17 protein-coding genes are annotated in these 20,209 nt (G+C 34.9%); 2 read left to right on the top strand and 15 right to left on the bottom strand.

Annotated elements, in window-relative coordinates; translation table 11 throughout:
- Positions 1 to 105: 105 nt before the first annotated feature.
- Complete coding sequence (locus RT412_RS12345) at positions 106 to 2,055, top strand: sigma 54-interacting transcriptional regulator (RefSeq protein WP_313341319.1); 1,950 nt, start codon at positions 106 to 108, stop codon at positions 2,053 to 2,055.
- Between the two features lie 121 nt (positions 2,056 to 2,176).
- Here the strand turns inward: RT412_RS12345 and RT412_RS12340 are convergent, their stop codons facing one another.
- The 12 genes from RT412_RS12340 to RT412_RS12285 all read right to left on the bottom strand — a co-directional run bounded on the left by RT412_RS12340 (position 2,177) and on the right by RT412_RS12285 (position 14,123).
- A complete protein-coding gene (locus RT412_RS12340) occupies positions 2,177 to 2,716 on the bottom strand; it encodes a 2-oxoacid:acceptor oxidoreductase family protein (RefSeq protein WP_313341322.1) in 540 nt (179 codons plus the stop codon).
- Positions 2,716 to 3,540, bottom strand: coding sequence for a thiamine pyrophosphate-dependent enzyme (locus tag RT412_RS12335; protein WP_313341325.1), 825 nt, complete (start codon positions 3,538 to 3,540; stop codon positions 2,716 to 2,718). The genes RT412_RS12340 and RT412_RS12335 overlap by 1 nt, the downstream gene beginning before the upstream one ends.
- Positions 3,515 to 4,678: a 2-oxoacid:acceptor oxidoreductase subunit alpha gene (locus tag RT412_RS12330; protein WP_313341328.1), complete on the bottom strand. Its 1,164-nt coding sequence runs from the start codon at positions 4,676 to 4,678 to the stop codon at positions 3,515 to 3,517. The genes RT412_RS12335 and RT412_RS12330 overlap by 26 nt, the downstream gene beginning before the upstream one ends.
- On the bottom strand, positions 4,678 to 4,872 hold the full coding sequence (locus tag RT412_RS12325) for a 4Fe-4S binding protein (protein ID WP_313341331.1): 195 nt from the start codon (positions 4,870 to 4,872) through the stop codon (positions 4,678 to 4,680). Before RT412_RS12325 ends, RT412_RS12330 begins: the two co-directional genes overlap by 1 nt.
- Positions 4,873 to 4,887: 15 nt before the next feature.
- On the bottom strand, positions 4,888 to 5,964 hold the full coding sequence (buk, locus tag RT412_RS12320) for a butyrate kinase (RefSeq protein WP_313341334.1): 1,077 nt from the start codon (positions 5,962 to 5,964) through the stop codon (positions 4,888 to 4,890).
- Positions 5,965 to 5,986: 22 nt separating this feature from the next.
- Complete coding sequence (locus RT412_RS12315; protein ID WP_313341337.1) at positions 5,987 to 6,898, bottom strand: bifunctional enoyl-CoA hydratase/phosphate acetyltransferase; 912 nt, start codon at positions 6,896 to 6,898, stop codon at positions 5,987 to 5,989.
- A gap of 518 nt (positions 6,899 to 7,416) precedes the next feature.
- Positions 7,417 to 7,854, bottom strand: a complete 438-nt coding sequence (locus RT412_RS12310) for a HutP family protein (protein ID WP_313341340.1) — start codon at positions 7,852 to 7,854, stop codon at positions 7,417 to 7,419.
- Between the two features lie 20 nt (positions 7,855 to 7,874).
- Positions 7,875 to 8,489 carry a cyclodeaminase/cyclohydrolase family protein gene (locus RT412_RS12305; RefSeq protein WP_313341343.1) on the bottom strand — a complete coding sequence of 205 codons (615 nt, stop codon included), beginning with the start codon at positions 8,487 to 8,489 and terminating at the stop codon, positions 7,875 to 7,877.
- A 1-nt stretch (position 8,490) separates the two neighbouring features.
- On the bottom strand, positions 8,491 to 9,732 hold the full coding sequence (hutI, locus tag RT412_RS12300; protein ID WP_313341345.1) for an imidazolonepropionase: 1,242 nt from the start codon (positions 9,730 to 9,732) through the stop codon (positions 8,491 to 8,493).
- A 91-nt stretch (positions 9,733 to 9,823) separates the two neighbouring features.
- On the bottom strand, positions 9,824 to 10,714 hold the full coding sequence (ftcD, locus tag RT412_RS12295) for a glutamate formimidoyltransferase (RefSeq protein ID WP_313341348.1): 891 nt from the start codon (positions 10,712 to 10,714) through the stop codon (positions 9,824 to 9,826).
- 11 nt (positions 10,715 to 10,725) lie between these two features.
- Positions 10,726 to 12,747, bottom strand: a complete 2,022-nt coding sequence (locus RT412_RS12290) for a urocanate hydratase (protein ID WP_313341351.1) — start codon at positions 12,745 to 12,747, stop codon at positions 10,726 to 10,728.
- Between the two features lie 194 nt (positions 12,748 to 12,941).
- A complete protein-coding gene (locus RT412_RS12285) occupies positions 12,942 to 14,123 on the bottom strand; it encodes a M20 family metallopeptidase (RefSeq protein WP_313341354.1) in 1,182 nt (393 codons plus the stop codon).
- 217 nt (positions 14,124 to 14,340) lie between these two features.
- Here RT412_RS12285 and RT412_RS12280 point away from each other — a divergent pair, with 217 nt between their 5' ends.
- On the top strand, positions 14,341 to 16,014 hold the full coding sequence (locus RT412_RS12280; RefSeq protein WP_313341357.1) for a BTAD domain-containing putative transcriptional regulator: 1,674 nt from the start codon (positions 14,341 to 14,343) through the stop codon (positions 16,012 to 16,014).
- 116 nt (positions 16,015 to 16,130) lie between these two features.
- On the opposite strand, the gene RT412_RS12275 is transcribed toward RT412_RS12280, so the two are convergent.
- The 3 genes from RT412_RS12275 to RT412_RS12265 all read right to left on the bottom strand — a co-directional run bounded on the left by RT412_RS12275 (position 16,131) and on the right by RT412_RS12265 (position 19,990).
- Complete coding sequence (locus RT412_RS12275; protein WP_313341360.1) at positions 16,131 to 18,494, bottom strand: PEP/pyruvate-binding domain-containing protein; 2,364 nt, start codon at positions 18,492 to 18,494, stop codon at positions 16,131 to 16,133.
- A 29-nt stretch (positions 18,495 to 18,523) separates the two neighbouring features.
- Positions 18,524 to 19,135: a TetR/AcrR family transcriptional regulator gene (locus tag RT412_RS12270; RefSeq protein ID WP_313341363.1), complete on the bottom strand. Its 612-nt coding sequence runs from the start codon at positions 19,133 to 19,135 to the stop codon at positions 18,524 to 18,526.
- Between the two features lie 294 nt (positions 19,136 to 19,429).
- A complete protein-coding gene (locus tag RT412_RS12265) occupies positions 19,430 to 19,990 on the bottom strand; it encodes a hypothetical protein (protein ID WP_313341366.1) in 561 nt (186 codons plus the stop codon).
- Positions 19,991 to 20,209 lie beyond the last annotated feature (219 nt).

Below are 20,209 nucleotides of genomic sequence, written 5' to 3'. Positions count from 1 at the left end.
ATGTTTATTAAAAAAACATTGTTTAAATTTTATACGCACAAGATTGACTTTAATATCAAAGAATTATATAATAATGTAAATATTTTAAGGAGCGAATTGCCATTTATGAATGAAAAGATACTTTTTGTATCCACAAGCAAAAATATGGCTGATATAGCTAAAGATTCAGCAAAAAAAATAGGAATTAATATACATGTTCATGATGGTGGTATATTAAAAAGTGGGCATATTTATGCTCAACAACATGAACAAGATTATGATGTAATAATAAGTCACGGTAATTCTGCCGAATCTATTAGAAGGTTGGTTAAAATCCCTGTTGTTTCAATAGAAATAACTATAGCAAACGTACTAAATACACTTTTAAAAGCTAAAAAATATGGTAATACTGTTGCGCTAATTCTTTTTAAGCATGACAGCTTAAAAGAATTATATATGCTGAATGGTATTCTAAATATTAATTTTGAGTTATTTACCTATACTAACAATATAGAATTAAGAAATTCAATAAATAAAGCCGTTAATTCAGGTCTCACCTCATTAGTTGGAATAGGCGATTGTATAATTGAAGAAGCTGCAAAATATAATGTAAATGCAATTTCTATTGAATGTGACAGAAAAGGAATTGAATCCGCTTTAAACTCGGCAAAAAATATCAGTGATTTATCTAAAAGAGAAAGAGAATTAAACAAAAGATATAAAAATATATTAGATCATTCAAATAATGGTGTTTTAACAATAGATAGCAACAATAAAATTATTACGCTTAATTCATTAGCTGAAAAAATTTTTAATGTTAAAACTTCCGAAATAATTAATAATTCTATTTTAACTATTGCCCCTTTTAAAGTAATCGCAGATACAATGACAAATGAAAAAATAACTTTTAATAAAATAGTAGAAATTAATAATAACAAATTTATTGCGAATATTATTCCTATCATAATGGAAAATGACGAATATAATACGATTATTTCTTTACAAGAAGTATCAAAATTGCAGCAATTGGAGCTTAAGGTAAGATCTCAACTATATAAAAAAGGATTGTACGCAAAATATCATTTAGAGGATATTGTAGGCGAAAGCAAAGAACTTAAGGAATTAAAGACAAAAATTAAAAAAATTGCTAAGACGGATACTACTGTTTTAATATTGGCTGAAACCGGCTCAGGGAAAGAACTTTTTGCACAAAGCATACATAATATAAGTTTGAGAAAAAACGGACCTTTTGTTACCGTAAATTGTGCTGCTATGCCGGAGAACCTGTTGGAAAGCGAATTATTCGGATATGAAGAAGGAGCCTTCACAGGTGCTAAAAAAGGAGGAAGGCCGGGATTATTTGAACTTGCCCATAACGGCACAATATTTCTTGATGAAGTAAGTGAGTTGCCTTTAAGTCTCCAAGGACGGCTGCTTAGAGTGCTTCAGGAAAAGGAAATTCTAAGGATAGGCGGAGATTATATTTTAAATGTTAATATAAGAGTCATAGCAGCAACAAATAAAAATTTATTAAATATGGTAAATGAAGGTAAATTCAGACAAGACTTATATTACAGATTAAACGTTATAGACGTGATAATACCTCCTCTCAGAGAAAGAAAGGAAGATATTCCCAATTTAGCAAACATGTTCCTTGATAGAATGAATGATAAGTATGACACAAAAATCTCCCCTGTTTCAAATGAAATAATAAAAATATTAACTATATACAACTGGCCTGGTAACGTGAGACAATTAGAGAATTTTATTGAAAAATCAGCAATATTGTCGGACGGTTTTTCTATTGATCCGATTTTTGTCACTAATTCCTTATTGAACGAAGAAAATTATTTTAAAAAAAATACAGTTTATGAAAACGTAAGGAATGATAATCGTAATGAGGATGACAGTATTTCTATCCGTCTTTCGAGCTTAAGTGATATTGAGCTTCAAGTAATTGAACAAGCAAGTAAAATATATAAAGGCGACAAATCAGATTTAGCTAATATTCTTGGAATAAGCAGGTCGACCTTATGGAAAAGACTTAAGCAAATTGAAGAATCGTACGAGTCTTAAAATATAGATTAGACAATTAATTATTATGGTGCAATAGAAACAGCATATGAATCTCTCAGGATATCGAATACTGTTTCTATTTTGTTATTTAACAATCAAGGTTTTTTAGAATTATTTACAGTTACTCTGCCATTTTCAACCCCTTATTAAATGCATTAAGGTTCATTTCATATATGTTAGGCTTCTTAAAAAACTTCTCTTGCAAAACATTAATCACTGACTCTACAGAAACAACTCCTGTCATTTTCACTATAAGTCCTAAGGAGATAATGTTAGCGGTAGCTATATTTCCAATTTCTCTGGCTGTATCTGTTATTGGGAATCCATACTGTATAACTTTCAAATTATCAATAGGTTCTATAGAATTACAATCATAAACAAGAATACAATTTTCATTTATTGATTTCGCATATTTATCGTAGGCAACCTGCGCCAATGCCAACACAAAATCTTCTTCTACAACTTCCGGAAAGAAAATCTCATCTTTGCTGATAATAACATCTGACTTAGTAAATGTTCCTCTGGTTTCAACACCATATGAAGTTGTAAGTGTTGAATTTAGATTTTCAAACATTGTAGCTGCTTCACCAAGTATTGTACCCCCAACTACTAAGCCTTGACCGCCAACACCGCTTAAGATTATTTCATATCTGCCTTTCATTATTTACCTCCTTCTTTGCTTTTTTTTGCTTCACTGATAACTCTTAGATATTTTGTACTGTAGTCTTCTTTTTCTTTATCTGCAAATTTTCCTAATATAAACTTATTTTCTTTCTCACTGTCTGAAAGATGATTTGCAGAAGAAATTGAGACAGAATTTTCTTTAATCCAATTCAACATATCAGCAGGTTCTTTCATTCCATTAAGTCTGCCAAAATGTGTCGGGCACTGAGAAATTGCTTCTACAAATGAAAATCCTTTTTTCTTGAGCGCTTCGAGTATAAACCTTTCCAGCTGAACTATGCCATATGTGGTTCCTCTTGCGACATAAGGTGCTCCCGCAGCTGCCACTAAACCACTTAGATCAAAACCATGCTCTATATGACCATATCTTGAAGTTGATGTTGTTTTTTCGTAAGGAGTTGTACCTGAGTATTGACCACCTGTCATCCCGTAGTTTAAATTATTTACTACGACTGCTGTAACATCAACATTTCTTCTTGCAGCGTGAATTAAATGATTACCGCCAATTGTTGCTCCGTCTCCATCTCCCATTAATACTACAACATTTAACTCCGGATTAGCCAATTTTATACCTGTTCCGAAAGCTAATGCTCTGCCATGAGTTCCATGAAATGTATTAGTATTAATATAATCGTCTCCTTTTCCCCAGCACCCTATGCCGGTTACAACAACTGTATTCTCTCTGGTGTAATTCAATTTTTCAAAACATCTTATGATTGCATGCATTACACTTCCATTTCCACATCCGGTACACCAAAATAACGGAAACTTTTCTTTAACCAAATATTCTTGAGCTTTCATTTTCCACCTCCGCAATTTTATCCAGAATTTCTTTAGGTGTAATAGGCATGCTATCTATCCTATTAACGCCTTGTACCGGTGTATTAAAATCATTTAGCCTGTTAACTTCTCTTATCATCTGCCCTAAATTCATTTCCGGTACTATTACAGCGTTTGAATTTACCAATACATCTCTAACCTCATCTTCGGGGAATGGCCATAGTGTAATTAATTGTAGTACACCAATCTTCTTGCCTTCTTTGCGCGCCATATTCATAGCTTCTAAAGCAGATCTGGTACTTCCCCCAAAAGCTACAAGTGTTATATCCGCATCTTCTAAATTATATTTTCTAACCTTTACTATATCCTTATAGTTCTTTTCAATTTTATCTGTATAATGTCTGATAAATTTATCTGCGTTATCAGGTCTTGAACATGGAAAACCCCTTTCATCATGAGTTGAACCAGACAATCTAACTACATATTTACCTCCATAAGGAGCAAGAGGAGCGACTCCATCCTCAGTATGGTTAAACGGCTTATATTCTTCAGGCTCGCAGTCGGGCTGAGCTCTGTTTATTATTTCATTTTCACCCACTTCTCTTATAACAACCTTTTCTCTTATATGTCCAACAATTTCATCAGCTAGGAAAATTACAGGTGTTCTATATTTTTCGGCATAATTAAATGCATCAATCATTAAATCAAAACAATCTTGTACTGTCGAAGGTGATAAGACAATTATTCCATGATCACCGTGTGTTCCCCATCTACTCTGCAGGAAATCTCCTTGAGCAGGTTTAGTTGCCAATCCGGTACTTGGTCCGGAACGTTGAACGTTTATAATAACACAAGGTACCTCAGCCATAATAGCTACACCTAAATTTTCCTGCATTAAAGAAAACCCGGGACCGCTGGTAGCCGTATAAGATTTTTTTCCTGAAGCAGATGCTCCTATTATTGCTGCAATACTGGCAATCTCATCCTCCATCTGCACATATAACCCACCCTCTTGCGGCAATCTGATTGATGATGCTTCCGCTACTTCAGAGGAAGGAGTTATGGGGTATCCTGCATAAAATCTTGCTCCGGCTGCTATTGCTCCTTCAACCATTGCAACATTACCCTGAATAAATCTAATATCTTGTTTTTTGGTCATTACTCTTTACCTCCAGTTAATGTTAATGCTATATCCGGACATCGTAATACACATAAATTGCATCCGGTACATTTTTCCTGATATGTGTGTACCGGCAATCCGTCAATTTTACATGTAAATACTTTTACAGGACAGAATGTTGAGCAAATACCGCACCTCTTACATAATTTTTCGTTTACTTCAACTTTCCACATATGTGCCTCCTTTTTTTAACTATATACTTTTAATTTTTCTTCTCCATTTAATATTCTTATAACACCCTGAACCATTGCCTGCATTTCGTTTTCTCCGGGATATACCTTTACAGGTGCTATAAATTCAACCCTTTCTTTTATCCATTGAACAAGATCTTCGTCATATGCTAAACCGCCGGTCAATACTATATTATCAATCTTTCCTTTTAAAGCTGTTGATGCTGCTCCAATATCTTTGGCAGTCTGATATGCCATTGTTTCATAGATTAATTTCGCATACTCATCTCCTTCAGCTATTTTCTTTTTCACTTCTCTTGCATCATTTGTACCCAAATATGCTACTAACCCGCCTTTGCCGGTTATCTTTTTCTTTATTTCCTGCATAGTATATTTTCCCGAAAAACACATTTCAACTAATGAACCTACAGGTAAACTGCCGGCTCTCTCAGGAGAAAATGTTCCCTCTCCGTCTAAACAATTATTTACATCTATTATCCTGCCTTTTTTGTGTATTCCAATAGATATTCCTCCACCCATATGTACAACTACAAAATTATAATCAGAATACACTCCTCCTAACTCACTTGCCGCAAGTCTGGCTACTGCTTTCTGATTTAAAGGATGATCTTTAGATTTTCTCTTTATTTCAGGTATTCCCGAAATTCTTGCATAATCTTCAAATTCATCTACAACAACAGGGTCAACTACATATGCTGATAACTCCAAATCTTTAGCAATAGCATCAGCTATTATCCCGCCAAGATTAGAAGCATGTTGTCCCATAACACCAATTATTAAATCTCTGACCATTTCCTCATTAACTTCATAGGTACCACCTTCAACAGGCTTCATATTTCCGCCTCTACCTACAACGGCATTAAGTTCGCTCAGGTTGAATTTTTGTTCTCTTATTGTATCTAATATTATTTCTTTACGATATTCAAATTGATCGCTTATTTTATCAAATTTTTCCAAATCAGAATTGCTGTGAGATATTGTTTCTTTAAAAACTAAGTTATCATTTTCATATATTGCTATTTTTGTAGAGGTAGATCCCGGGTTAATAGCTAAAATTTTATATGAGTTCTTCATAAATCCTCCTAATGTTTATTTATTAACTTAAACTTTTTTGTGCTATTAAAACAGATAATGCAATAGAATTTAGCTTGGATTTACTTGAACTCGCTCTGGAAGTAAGAATTATCGGAACTCCTGCGCCCATTATTACTCCAGCTTTTTCTGTATGTCCAAAATACTCAATTGCTTTATTCAAAACATTTCCGACTTCTAAATTATGTGCTATAAGTATATCTGCCTTGCCTGCAATAGGATTAATAATACCCTTATGAGCTGCTGCCTCTTCAGATACAGCATTGTCCAATGCAAAGGGTCCTCCGACTATGCATCCGGTAATTTCTTTTTGTTTATATAAACTTACTAATTCAGCTGCATGTACAGTTGATTCAATCTTTTCGTTTACCTTTTCAACCGGACAAATAATTGCAACTTTTGGTTCTTCAATTCCTAAAGCTTTTGCAACGGATACAGCATTATTGATTATGCTGACCTTGTCCTGAACTGTTGGTGATACAACAACAGCTGAATCACTGATTAAGAAAAGTTTGTCAAATTTATCAACCTTTAAAACGCCTACATGACTTATTAAACCATTAACCTCCAAGCCCGTTTCTTTATTAATTACTGCTTTTAAAACAATTGATGTATCTACAATGCCCTTCATTATTGTGGAAGCCTTTCCTTCTTTAACGAGCTGTACCGCTTTAAAACATGATTCTTCTTTATTTCCAGCATCAATAATTTCATAGTTTTTGGAATCAATAGAATTATTATTCAGAATATCTTTAATTCTGTCTTTATAACCTATTAAAATAGCATTAATTATGCCTAAAGATCTAGCTTCTTCAATTGCTGTTAAAACTTCAAAATCATCTGCTGCTGCAACGGCTACATTTATTGGTGAACACCTTTTCGCACTATTAATTACTTCTTGAAAATTATTAACCAATTTTTCTCTCCTTTCCATTCTTAAAAATAATAACTGTTAAACAAATTATAGCAAGATGTATGCCAACTTTAGCAAAATAAACTGTCAAACAAACCTATAATTGTCACAACTCTTTATATTTTAACCGATAATTTATTATCAAAGAAAAACAAATAATTAAATGTACGACATTTAATTATTTGTTTTTCTTTGATAATTGGTTTATTTTAAACAAGCTCGTTTAAATTTTTAACACTTTATTTAATTGAAGTTTTTTCGAAAAGACAATTTCAATTTAAGTTTCCCATTTTTATAAATTAAAGCAGTAACCGACTTAAAGTAAAGTCATATAATATCATAAACAATACTTTAAGGAGGTTTAAATATGGGATTTAAAAGAGATAGAGTTGGTGGAGCAGGCGGATCTAATTTACTATTTTTCTTCTTATTATTAGTAGTTTTATTTCAGTTTTGCGACGATAAACAATGTTGTTGAAGATAAAAAGGGGTCTGGAATTTTCCAGACCTTATTTTATTATTTATATGGGCTGTATTCCCATACCGATTGCTTCGTGTTCAAAACCTTTTCTTGGAGAACCGATTTGTCCGTAAAGAACAACAGCTATCCAATTTCCGCTGCTTGGTTCATCTTCTACTAAGGTACCTCTTACAATAGTAAATGTTAGTCCGGCGCTTCTTAAAAACTCACCAAGCATTACCTGACCTCTGCAATATCCACTTAAAGCTTCAATAATAGCATGGTAAAGAGCATGTTCTTCATGATAATTTTCTCTTATTATATCCTCTCTCAAAGCGGCCGTTTCAATGGCAGCTATAATTTTCTTCGAATCCATTGAGCCAGCCTGTCCGCTGTAAATTATATAATTCTTATTTTCATAATATTTTTGCAAATTTTCAATATCGCCATCTCCTAAAGCAAGTAATACTGCAATTTTGCCTATTCCTCTCTTTTCCATAAGCAGCTCCGCTATTTTCCTTAAAACGGCGAATAATTTAATATCTTTTTCTCATATTCACACGCTTTTGCTTTAAGTTCATCCGTTAAAGCTTTGTACTTAGTTACAAAATCAACATCAGTTATATAATCCAAGTTAATTTGTACATTCAGTATACCTGCAAGTACAGCAGTTCTCGCGAGCATTGCCGAAATTAATCCATCTGTTATTGCATTTGAGTTTCCGTTTTTAACAACAGCTTCTGTCAAAGGGAATATTTCAAATGCTGTTTCAGCAATTTCAAATGGGATAATTGCAGCACCCTTTGAATATTCTTCAATAGCTTTTGCTCTAAGAACCTTTTCTTCTTCTGTTTCCTTAGCCATTTTATAAGCTTCCATAACCTTATTATAGGCATTGCTGTCTTTCTCAATATAATCCAACAGCTTATTTCTTAATACGGTTGTTTTTTCGATTATAGAGTTCATTTCTTCTTCAAATTGAATGTATTTCTTTTTACCTAAGGTTAAATTTGCTACCATTTCCGCCAAAGCGGCACTTAGTGTTCCGCACACTGCTGCTACACTCCCGCCGCCCGGGACAGGCGAATTAGAAGCAAGCTTTTCGGTAAAATCATTTAATGTAAAATCTCTCATTTTATTCTCCTATTATTTTGCCGTTTTTTATTACTGTTTCTACTATATTGACAGCCGCATGATAGGGCAGAAAATGCATCGATGGATATTCTAATATTATAATATCTGCTTTTTTTCCTGCTTCTATACTTCCTATTGTACTGCTGCGATTAACAGCTGCTGCTGCATTTATTGTTAAAGCCGTTATTATCTCTTCCACAGACATTTTCATATGCAAGGCTGCAAGTGCTGTTACCAAGGGGACGGAATTTGTAAAGCAGCTGCCGGGATTAAAATCAGTTGCCAAAGCTACAGCGCATCCTGAATCAATCATTTCTCTTGCTCTTGCATATTCTTCCTTCAGGCAAAACGCCGTAGCCGGCAGCAGGGTTGCAACTGTATCCGATTCTGAGAGCATTTTTATACCTTTGTCTGATGCCTGAAGCAGATGGTCCGCCGATGTACAGCCTAATTCAACAGCTAACTCGGTTCCGCCTAATTGCACAATTTCATCAGCGTGTATTTTTAAATTCAGACCTGATTTTTTTGCTTCAGATAAAAATCTTCTTGACTGCTCAACGGTAAATACATTTTTCTCACAAAATATATCGGCAAATTCAGCTAAATCTTCACTGACTACGTCTTTCATTACATCAATCATATAATCAATAAATTCATCTTCCTTGCCCTTATATTCCGGCAGAACACTGTGAGGTCCTAAAAATGTAGGCACTACGTCAACAGCATGTATTTCATTCAGCTTCTTCATTGCCTGAAGCTGTCTTATTTCCGTTTCCCTGTCTAAGCCATAACCGCTTTTACCTTCAACTGTTGTAACTCCCATGGCGATAAGTTTGTCTAATCTCTTTTTACCTATTTCAATAAATTCATCTAAAGAAGTGTTTCTTGTAGCTCTGACCGAGCTCGTAATGCCGCCTCCGCGTTCCATAATGGACATATAGCTGTCGCCCTTCAGTCTCCATGAAAATTCATCAGCCCTGTAGCCGCCGAATACAAGATGTGTGTGCGAATCAATAAATCCGGGTAACACTGCCTTACCGTCCGCTTCTATTACTCTACATTCATTCTCATCGTATTTTTTTAGTATATCATCTGTCGAGCCTACATCAATGATTATATCATCCTCTATTACAACGCATCCGTTTTTAATCATGCCGATATCAGACATTTCCTTGCCGTGTTTCGGTGCTTTACCTTTACAGGTAATAAGCTCCGATGCATTTTTTATAATAATTTTACTCATCCGTTCCTCCTTCTCCTAAATTGTTTTCAGTTGGGGACATTCCTCCTATCCCCAGAGACTATCCCTTAAAAAGAGGTGTGTCCCCTTTCCTCTACAGCCTTGTTTCCAACACCTGATTGAAGTTAAAGTTCTCCAATCTCAAATAGTAATCAGCCGTATCTACAAGTGCCTGTAAAGGAACGAGCCCCACTATTTCGCTTCCGACAACATTAACTCCGTATCTTTCGGCTTCCATTTTTACCGTTTCAAACACTCTGTAAATTGATGTTTTGGTATAATCTGTTAAGTTCATTGAAACCTGTACGATGCCTCTGTCTTCAAGCTCAATGCCTAAAGCTTTAACGTACCTGAATCCACCATTCATAAATCTGACATTTTTAGCTATTTTGCTTGCAATTTCAAGATTATTGGTTCCGAGATTCACATTGTAAGCAACAAGAGGCATTCTTGCTCCTATTGCTGTTACTCCTGCTGTAGGGTGAATTGTACTTGGACCAAAATCAGGAATCCACTGTTCATCCTTCATTTTTTCAGTCATTCCTTCAAATTGACCCTTTCTTATATTTGCAAGGTTTTCTCTGTGTGGAGCAGAAGCAGATTTTTCATATAAGAAAAACGGAAGACCGTAAGCTTCAGAAGCTGCCTTTGCTACTTCCTTAGCAAGTGCATCGGCTTCTTCAACAGTTACATTTCTTATAGGAATAAAAGGTACGACGTCTACAGCTCCCATACGTGGATGCTGACCTTCATGCTTGGTTAAATCTATCAATTCTACCGCCTTGCCTATTGCTTCAACCATAGCAACCTTTAATGCTTCCGGCTCTCCAACTATGGTTACAACAGATCTGTTATGATCTTCATCGCTTGAATAATCCAACAGCTTTACATTATGTCTTCCTCTGAACACATCAAGTATTTTCTCTAATTTTTGTAAATCTCTGCCTTCACTGAAATTAGGCACACATTCAATAATTCTTTCCATTTCTTCCTCCGTTATTTCTTGTAATTTTTAAATGCTTTTTCTATTAATTCATCACTTGCAACGAAAGGTATCGTTATATGGTCATCACCTTTATTCATTTTATTATATTCAATTGTAGTTTCGATTGAATGCTCGTTTCTTGACCATGACCTTCTTGAAACTCCTACCATTGTATCCCAAGTCATTGCCTTCTTAAGTATTTCATCAACTCTTTCGCTTCCGTCCAGTACCATACCAAATCCACCGTTTATTGATTTGCTTATGCCTACTCCGCCTCCATTATGAAGTGCTATTAAGGACATTCCTCTTGCTGCATTACCTGCATAGCAGTGTACTGCCATATCAGCAGTTACATTGCTGCCGTCATATATATTGGATGTTTCTCTATATGGTGAATCTGTTCCGCCGGTGTCGTGATGATCCCTGCCGAGCATTACAGGTCCTATTTCCTTATTTCTTACCATTTCGTTGAATTTTAAAGCGATATCTCTTCTGCCAAGTGCATCCTGATATAGTATTCTTGCTTTAGTTCCAACTACTAATTTATTTTTTTCTGCATCTCTTATCCATATATAATTGTCTCTGTCCTGCCCTCTTCTGTCCGGATTTATAACTGACATTGCTGCATGGTCCGTCTTTCTTAAGTCCTCTTCCTTACCGCTTAAGCATACCCATCTGAAGGGTCCGTATCCATAATCAAAGAGCATAGGTCCCATTATATCTTCTACGTAGGACGGGAATATGAACCCTTCGCTGGTATCAACACCGTTTTTAGCAATTTCTTTAATACCCGCATCATATACTGCCCTCATAAATGCATTGCCGTAATCAAAGAAATATGTTCCCTTATCAACCAAAGCTTTAACTGCTCTGTAATGTTCAGCCAATGATTTGTCAACCAACTTTACAAACTCTTCTTTGTTTGTATTCAGCATTTGCGTTCTTTGTTCAAATGTTAATCCCTTTGGACAATAACCTCCGTCATATGGCACATGGCATGAAGTTTGATCTGACAGCAAATCGATATGGATATTATTGTTTACTGCATATTCCAATAAATCAACTATATTGCCATGATAAGCAATTGATATAGTCTGTTTTTTATCTTTATATTCCTGTGCTATTTTAAAGCATTCTTCAAGGTTATCGGTAACCTCAGACACCCATCCTTGGTTTAACCTTGTTTCAATTCTTGAATAATCAACTTCAGCAATTATTCCAACTCCGTTAGCTATTTCAATGGCTTTTGGCTGAGCTCCGCTCATGCCTCCAAGACCTGAGGTTACGAACAGATGTCCTGCCAAATCCTTGTCAGCCGGAATTCCCAACTCCTTTCTTCCGGCATTTATCAACGTATTGAACGTACCGTGTACAATTCCCTGAGGTCCGATATACATCCATCCTCCTGCAGTCATCTGTCCGTAGCTTGAGCATCCCATCGCAGTTGCCTTTGCCCAGTCGTGAGGATTATCGAACATTCCTACCATCAATCCGTTTGATACTATTACGCGAGGACTCATTTTATGTGATTTAAAAAGTCCTAAGGGATGACCTGACATAACAGCAAGAGTTTGCTCATCCGTCAGCTGCTCCAGATATTTTTTCAATAATTGATACTGCATCCAGTTTTGACACACCTGACCGGTCTCTCCGTAAGTAACTAATTCATAAGGATAAAGAGCTACCTCATGATCTAAGTTATTGTCGATCATTACCTGAAACGCTTTGCCTTCAACACAATTTCCTTTATATTTATCTATGGGTTTCCCGTAAATTTCTTCCTTAGGCATAAATCTGTAGCCGTAAATTCTGCCTCTTGTCATCAATTCCTCTAAAAATTCCGGAGCCAATTTTTCATGTAAGCTTTCAGGCACATACCTTAATGCATTTTTCAATGCAAGCTTAATTTCTCTTTCATTTAATGTAAGCTCTCTTTTAGGAGCTCTCCTTACATTCTCCTTAAAGACCGGATATTCCGGTAAAACATCATCTAATTTTATGATCATTGCATTTGAAATATCTAAATTGTTCATAAATACACCTCCATTTATCTTTAATATATATTATAAACAAAACCCGTCGAAAAAACGTCTAATCTTAAGATTAGTTAAAGCTTTTAACTTTATAATTAATTTATAGTTAATAAGTACAACTTATTAATACCCTCTCCCCCTTGTTTTTTTATAAATATTGATTAGGTCTTACGTTCGCGTAAGACCTAATTTTTTTAATATTCAGTATTAAGATAGTTAAGTGCAATCTCACATAATGCCCTTACACCGATAGGCAGACAATCCTCCGGAAACAAGAATTTAGGATTGTGAATCTCAATGACCGGCTTGTCAGCCTCCGAGCTTCCAATAAACATGAATAGCCCCGGCACATAGTCCTGATAGACCGAAAATTCCTCACAGCCCATACTGATATCATAGTCCGTGGTAATGCCTGATTCACCAAGTGCGCGTGTCAGAGAATCCATTGCCATTGCGGTTAATTCAGGATCATTGGACAGTGGTGGCATGACCCTGTTATATTCCAAGGTATAAGAACCTCTGGCAGCTTTTGTTACCCCATCAGCAATCTCGTCAATTCTGTTCTGAATAAAACTCCTCGCCGTTGAGTCCAAAGTTCTTACAGTGCCGAACATTGTGACTGTTTCAGAAACAATATTGGCAGCCGTTCCATACTCGAGTTTTCCAATAGACAAACAAGCGGGAATCATAGGATCAATCTCACGGGAGATAACCTTCTGTAGAGAAAGGATTAACTCAGCCGCAATGGGAAGCGGATCAACCGCAAGGTGCGGCCACGCTCCGTGACCTGCAACACCATGAACCTCTAATTTGAATAGATCGCTGCTTGCCATTACAGAACCTGCCTTAAGGCAGATTTTTCCTTTCGGAATGCCATGCCAGACGTGTGGTGTGATGATTGCATCCACATCAGGATTTTTCAAGCCGCCTGCTTCCACAATTTTAGCTGCACCGCCTGTATTTTCTTCTGAAGGCTGAAATATGACTTTAATATTGCCATTCAGTACATCCTTATATTGCATTAGGATTTTAGCAGCACCCAAGGTTACTGTCATATTACCATCGTGACCACAAGCATGCATACGCCCCGGAATCTCAGAAGCATAGTCAATGCCAGTCTGTTCAGGAACCTCCAAAGCATCCAAACAAGCCCTGAGAGCGAAGGTAGGACCTTCATTAGCTCCATACATGACCCCAATCACTCCGGTACCGCCTACACCGGTAGTAACTTCGTAACCGCAATCTTTCAAATAATTCGCTACTTTATCAGCAGTATAATATTCTTCAAATCCTATCTCCGGATGCCGATGCAAATCACGGCGAATGGCAATCAATTCATTCTTAATCTCTTCTACTTTTTGTTCAATCTTTGTCATAACACTTTCCTCCTAATTTTATAATTAAGTTTTTTAATTACTCTTCATTGTACTCTTTTTGTATTTGATATAATATTACTATAAAAGTGTACACCATACAATTAATTGATTGTATGGTGTACACTTTTTTATTTATATATTAACAGCTCTTTATGTTTTAATTGAAAAAAAGCCAAGAATAATGTATCATTAAGGTAACATAATTCGAGGTATAAATATGAATATTATTTCTGTAAAGTTATTGGGGACTCCGTCGGTAAAACTTAATAATGAATTGATAAGCTTTCCGTACAAAAAATCGGAGGCCTTATTTTACTATGTCGTCGTAAACAAAAAAATATCCCGAGAAGAAGCAATCAACATGTTCTGGTCCGAATCCGGAGAGGAAACGGGCAAAAAAAATTTAAGAGATGCTCTGTACAAAATAAAGACAAGCACATCCGAAAATATTTTTTCCAATTCAAAATCTGTAATAGAATTTTCAAATGATTTAACAGTTGAATCCGATACGGACAATATTACCGAAGCAAATGCGGTTAATCTGTATACCGGCGACTTCCTGCTGAACTTTTCTGTGAAAAACTGCTATGATTTTGAAAACTGGATGCAGGAAAAAAGAGATTACTATAAAGAAATTTATATTAAATCAATACATAACAAAATTAATGAGCTCATAAGTATAAGCGACTACAGCAGCATAGAAAAATACGGAAATATTTTAATAAAAAATGACCCTTACAATGAAAAAACCTACCGCTATCTGATGAAGATACATGCATTGTCCGAGGATTACAACAAAGCAATCAGGCTTTATTATGAACTTTCGAACATATTGAAAAACGATTTAGATGTTGAACCTGAAATAAAAACGAAGAAACTGTTCAAAGAAATTTTAGAGCTGAAAAATACAATTAATTCAGACCATAACGGCAATTATGTCAACTTAAAGAGTAAGGTTGAAAATTTAACCTATTACTATACCATGTACCATGAAACTTATCCGTCTTTATCATCAGAAACAATAAATTCTTTAAGCTCTTCAAATATTTCAGATATTGAGTCAGAGCTGAAAAATATCGAGAAGGATTTAACTGTCATAGATGATTTGGATACAGAGTACATTAAAATAAAAATGGAAGCTTCTTATTTGGCAGGAAGATATTACATTTCCATAGGCGAATATGAAAAAGGAATTAAAAATATACAAATAAGCATTAGGCTGGCACATAAGCTTGACAATTTAATATATTTGCTAAATAATCACAAGCAAATGATTTTTTATGCCATACAAACCGGCAATAACGATATAATGAATGATTATATTAACAGATGCTTAAACCTTCTTGAAAAAAGAGACATAATAGATGAAAGAGGCATAATTCTAAGGTTGCAGGGACTTTATTTTATCAAGACAGGAAACTTCAAAGAAGCAGACAGAGTATTAAACGAATCAATCAACATTTTTTCAAGCTTGAATAAATTCAGCAGCAAGTACAGCGTCAACATTTCCGCAAGCTATAATTATTTAGGTCAAATGAACAAGGATTTGGGAAATTATGAAGACGCATATGACTATTTCATGAAGGCGATAAATATATGTATGGAAAACTCAGTTGTCAAGGGATTAGAAATCTTTTATTCAAATGCCGGACAAGCGCTGTACAGCATGGGCAGATTTAAAGAATCTGAAGACTTAATAAATAAATCCATTGAATATTTTGATAAATTCAATGTTATTTGGGGCAGAGATTTTACAGAGTATTATAAAGCATTGTTAGAAATAAAAAAAGGAAATTATGCAGAAGCCCAAATCCACTCCAAAAAAGCATACAATCTTGCAAAAAAACTCAACAATCCAAAATCTCTATGCCTGATTGAAAAGCTGATTTGACAATATCGACCTAACAAGTTAATGGCATTACATCATCATTTACATGTTAGGCCGATGAATTTATAAAACTTCTTGATTTTATCATCAAGAAAAAATTTTTTATTATATAGCAAATATTAATCTAATATATGCACGATTCCTTGTCCTCCATCAACAATAACTTTGTCTCCGGTTTTAAGTCTTGATGAAGCATTCCCACATCCAACGACAGCAGGTATTCCAAGCTCCCTCGCTACTATTGCGGCATGAGAAAGGGGTGCTCCGATATCAGTAATAACTGCAGCCGCCTTAGGGAAAATAGGTGTCCAGCCTATATTTGTAGTTGCTGCTACCAATATTTCACCCGGAAGAAGCTTTTCTCCTTCCTCAGGATGTGATAAAACTCGTACAATTCCTTCTATCCTGCCGGCTGCACCAGCATGTCCTTTGAGTATTTGTGAATCAGGTAATTTAATTGTTGGAATAGAAGCATCATAATAATCTGTTCTTCTGTTTGGATCGTTAAGCCATTCATCAGGATTAAATCTCCCCTTTATAATTGATGGAAAAGTCGGAAAAGTTTTATATTTTTCATAATTTTCTTTTCTTAACGGTATATAATTTAACTCCGACATCTCACCTGAAAGCAGTTTCTCAATCTCATCAATATAAAGGAAAAATATATCATTTCCTAACTCTAATATCTCTCCTGCCTTAAGAGCAAAAGCTCGTATTACTCTGAATGCTCTTACAAACTCCGAACGAGCCTCTTCCCTTAGCTGCGCCCCTTCCGCTGCTTTACCTAATTTATTGCTTAGCCATTTTTCTTTGTTGGGATATTTACAAATAAACCTATTTTTTGCAGTTTCATATTGAACATGTTGCTTCTCCAAAAGTGCATATACATCAATTTTGGACTTTTTATATTCCCTAATTTGTTTATCAAGCCAGCCTGTATCTTCCATCGGATCAGGAATTGACAATTCATACTCATGAACTCCCCGGTGCCCATATTTATTCAGATACTCGTCTCGGCTCAGTTCTCCCATATTAACTTTATAAATTCCGACTACAGGTCCAAGGCTTTCCAATTCAGAATCTCCTCTAAGATTAGATAGGAGTGTGTTTGCATCTTCACTTCCGACTAATTTTGTAAGCGCATTATCCAATGCTGTAACATTGGTTATTTTAGCAGCTCCTGCGCCTGCATTATTCCATGCTCTAATCACATAAGGCTGTATTTCATTTTTCCATAATGACAGCAATTCTGCTTTATCGCTCAAGTTTGCAATTTTGACTCTTATATTTTTGCACCATTCAGGTGTTTCTCGTAAAAAACCTTTCAGATTTTTAGTATCTTTTGTTGAACTTATTATTATTTTTAAAATTCTTGGCATTATGTTCCTGATTATCTCCAACCGCCTAAACGGATACATAGGTATATTAATTTCATCGGGAATATCTCCATAAAAATCTCCTAAAATATTAAATGAACTTTTGGCATCTTTACCAAGTAACGCAGATATTACAGAAACTCTTCTGCTGATATTCATATATGGCCTGCCACAAATATTGCCTGACAATACATAATATCCCGGTATAAAATTAAGGGCATCATCCAATCGTCTTGCAACACTCCAGTTAAATGGAGACAGAACATCAGGTATTGCTTCTGCCACATTTGTATTTATCCAAAGTTCATCGCCCATCATACTATAATTTATTTCGTAGGTATCTAAATTTCCGATTGACAAAGTTGTAATCGGTCTTGCCTGTAATATATATATCTTACCATTAGTAACAGCCCATTCAATATCCTGGGGATTAACAAATTCCTTTTCAAGACTTGCAGCATACATGTATAATTTCGAAGCATATTTCTTAAATTCTTCCGGGCCTTCATATTTTCCTTTAGGTCTTGAAATTTTAAAGTCATATGCATCAGCTTCACCGGATACAAGTTGTTCCCCTAACCCAAAAACATAATTTCCTGTCATACTTGTATAGCTTCCGGTAATAGGATCTGCTGAAAACAACACTCCGGAAATTTCAGACTGAACCATTAATTGAACAATTATTGCCATTTGATGAGATTGCTCAATTCCTTGAACTGAGCTATATGTTCTTACTCTTTCAGATTCCTTTGATTTAAACACCATAAAAACAGCATCCAGTATACCGCTATATGTTTCAATATTAAGAAACGATTCAAACTCTCCTGCAAAAGATGCCTGTGAAGAATCTTCGCTTAAAGCAGATGACCTCACTGCAAACTTTGCATCTGCATTATTTTTTCTGATATCAGTCAGTAAGGATTTAATTTCTTCCCGGGCTTCATCAAGTAATTTTTCATCTTGAAATGCTGCCGGAAAAATAACAAATCCATCCGGAACGGGATATCCTCTTTGAAACATTTTGGCAAGCATGCTACCTTTTCCGCCTGCTATTGACTGAAGCTCAGGTGTTATATCTTTAAAAGACTTTACCATAATATTATTCATACAACCTCCGGCTTTACGTTTTTGAATTCTTAAAGTATTTTCACCATATCATCTAATCCCAAAGCTCTTATCAAAACCTCATTTATAGATATTTTATAGTTAGAATGTTTTGTTTGGTCATGAGTATATTCATGGTAATAAACACTTTGAGGAAGAGAAACAACAGTTCTTAACAATATATCTGCAGTTTCATATGGAAACTTTACATCAAAAATATTTTCCTTTACACCTTGTTCAATAATTCTGCCAAATGGCACAACAAACTTTTGTGCAACAATTATATAGTACTTATATAATGTAAAATCAGATTTTAATAACATACTCAAATATTTAGCATATTCCCTATTAGAATTTTGAAATTCGGATTTCTTCTCCATAAACACTCTTAGCTTTTCTAAAGCATTAAGCTGTTTATCTATAACTATGGGTTCAAGCTTTTCCAGTAATTCTTCTATAATGTTTTTAATGCTGTCTGTAAGTACATCTTCCTTTGATTTAAAATAATGATAAAAGCCGCCCTTTGAAATACCTGAAGCCTTTAAAATGTCATCTACGCTTGTTTCTTCATATCCTTTTTCCACAAATAATTTCCCTGCTATACTTATAAGTTCTTTTTTTTTATTGCTATATTTTTCTGACATATTTACCTCCTTCAACAGACCGACGTCGGTTTATTTTTATTATAAATTAATAAGTCAATTTTGTCAAATGAAAATATATCTTTTTAATGAACCTAACTGAACAGGGCAGGAACGAGGGCTATCTCGATAACAGTATTTCCACTGAAGCAATACTCTTATATATAGATTCAATCAATGGCGTTCTTCAAACAAATATAAGAAAAAAATAAGAATAAATTTAAGAAAATTGTTTTATTGTGGCTTATTAGGTAAAAACACAGTCTTATAGTAAAACAAGAAGACTGTGTTTTGCTGCTACCTTTTTTCCATTTTTTTATATCCAAAATATATCAAAGCTATACAAATTATCAATCCCGCTATTGCCGGAATGAAAATTGACTTGCCTGCTTCTCCTCCAAATACAACGCTCCATGCCATTTTGGCAACAGCTATAAATACCATTACCAAAATACCAAAATATAAGTTGCGTTTCCAAAATGCCGCCGCTAAAGCTGTAAGCGATACCGGAACCAGCATTGTAATTAAAATTTTGGTTAATCCCCAATCACCCAGCAAATAATCCATTTCCATCCGCAAAAATTCCTTAACCTGTTCACTGACAACCTCAGGCTTTGGAAACCAAAACATACTTGTTAACAGCAGAAAAATCGTAGTTGAAATACCTGCCCAGCTTCTTTTATAAGCAAAATAGCAAAACGGTATCAGAAACAAGGGTCTTATATACCAGCTTATCTGGTTTTGATGACGACCGTAAGCCCAATTAAAAAATTGGTTGTTTGTAAATGCCAACACAAGAAAAAACACAGTGCCCAAAGCAAATATCAATGCTATAATTTTATCATGATTTTTTTTCATATATCCTCCTGCATAATTTTATTGCCTAAACCATTCTTCATAAAATCAACGTAATAATCAAGGTTTTTGATTATATTTTCAAGCTCCATATCATCTTCAGAATTAAAAACATCCTCAAAATGTGCAAATAAATGATTGATTATTTTTATTATGAATTCCTCAGGTGTTTATGCTAATCTAAAAATAGGTCAGCTGGCTCATCGAAAACTAGGTCAATAT

The organism is Sedimentibacter sp. (assembly GCF_032080165.1).
GTDB lineage: Bacteria > Bacillota > Clostridia > Tissierellales > Sedimentibacteraceae > Sedimentibacter.
The sequence above is the reverse complement of the archived record's forward strand: the minus strand, read 5'-3'. Positions and strand labels throughout refer to the sequence as shown.

Excerpts from the sequence above, each read along its gene's own strand:
- RT412_RS12345 (WP_313341319.1), top strand. The coding sequence starts at position 106 with ATGAATGAAAAGATACTTTTTGTATCCACAAGCAAAAATATGGCTGAT.
- RT412_RS12340 (WP_313341322.1), bottom strand. The coding sequence starts at position 2,716 with ATGAAAGGCAGATATGAAATAATCTTAAGCGGTGTTGGCGGTCAAGGC.
- RT412_RS12335 (WP_313341325.1), bottom strand. The coding sequence starts at position 3,540 with ATGAAAGCTCAAGAATATTTGGTTAAAGAAAAGTTTCCGTTATTTTGG.
- RT412_RS12330 (WP_313341328.1), bottom strand. The coding sequence starts at position 4,678 with ATGACCAAAAAACAAGATATTAGATTTATTCAGGGTAATGTTGCAATG.
- RT412_RS12325 (WP_313341331.1), bottom strand. The coding sequence starts at position 4,872 with ATGTGGAAAGTTGAAGTAAACGAAAAATTATGTAAGAGGTGCGGTATT.
- buk (WP_313341334.1), bottom strand. The coding sequence starts at position 5,964 with ATGAAGAACTCATATAAAATTTTAGCTATTAACCCGGGATCTACCTCT.
- RT412_RS12310 (WP_313341340.1), bottom strand. The coding sequence starts at position 7,854 with ATGGAAAAGAGAGGAATAGGCAAAATTGCAGTATTACTTGCTTTAGGA.
- RT412_RS12305 (WP_313341343.1), bottom strand. The coding sequence starts at position 8,489 with ATGAGAGATTTTACATTAAATGATTTTACCGAAAAGCTTGCTTCTAAT.
- hutI (WP_313341345.1), bottom strand. The coding sequence starts at position 9,732 with ATGAGTAAAATTATTATAAAAAATGCATCGGAGCTTATTACCTGTAAA.
- ftcD (WP_313341348.1), bottom strand. The coding sequence starts at position 10,714 with ATGGAAAGAATTATTGAATGTGTGCCTAATTTCAGTGAAGGCAGAGAT.
- RT412_RS12290 (WP_313341351.1), bottom strand. The coding sequence starts at position 12,747 with ATGAACAATTTAGATATTTCAAATGCAATGATCATAAAATTAGATGAT.
- RT412_RS12285 (WP_313341354.1), bottom strand. The coding sequence starts at position 14,123 with ATGACAAAGATTGAACAAAAAGTAGAAGAGATTAAGAATGAATTGATT.
- RT412_RS12280 (WP_313341357.1), top strand. The coding sequence starts at position 14,341 with ATGAATATTATTTCTGTAAAGTTATTGGGGACTCCGTCGGTAAAACTT.
- RT412_RS12275 (WP_313341360.1), bottom strand. The coding sequence starts at position 18,494 with ATGAATAATATTATGGTAAAGTCTTTTAAAGATATAACACCTGAGCTT.
- RT412_RS12270 (WP_313341363.1), bottom strand. The coding sequence starts at position 19,135 with ATGTCAGAAAAATATAGCAATAAAAAAAAAGAACTTATAAGTATAGCA.
- RT412_RS12265 (WP_313341366.1), bottom strand. The coding sequence starts at position 19,990 with ATGAAAAAAAATCATGATAAAATTATAGCATTGATATTTGCTTTGGGC.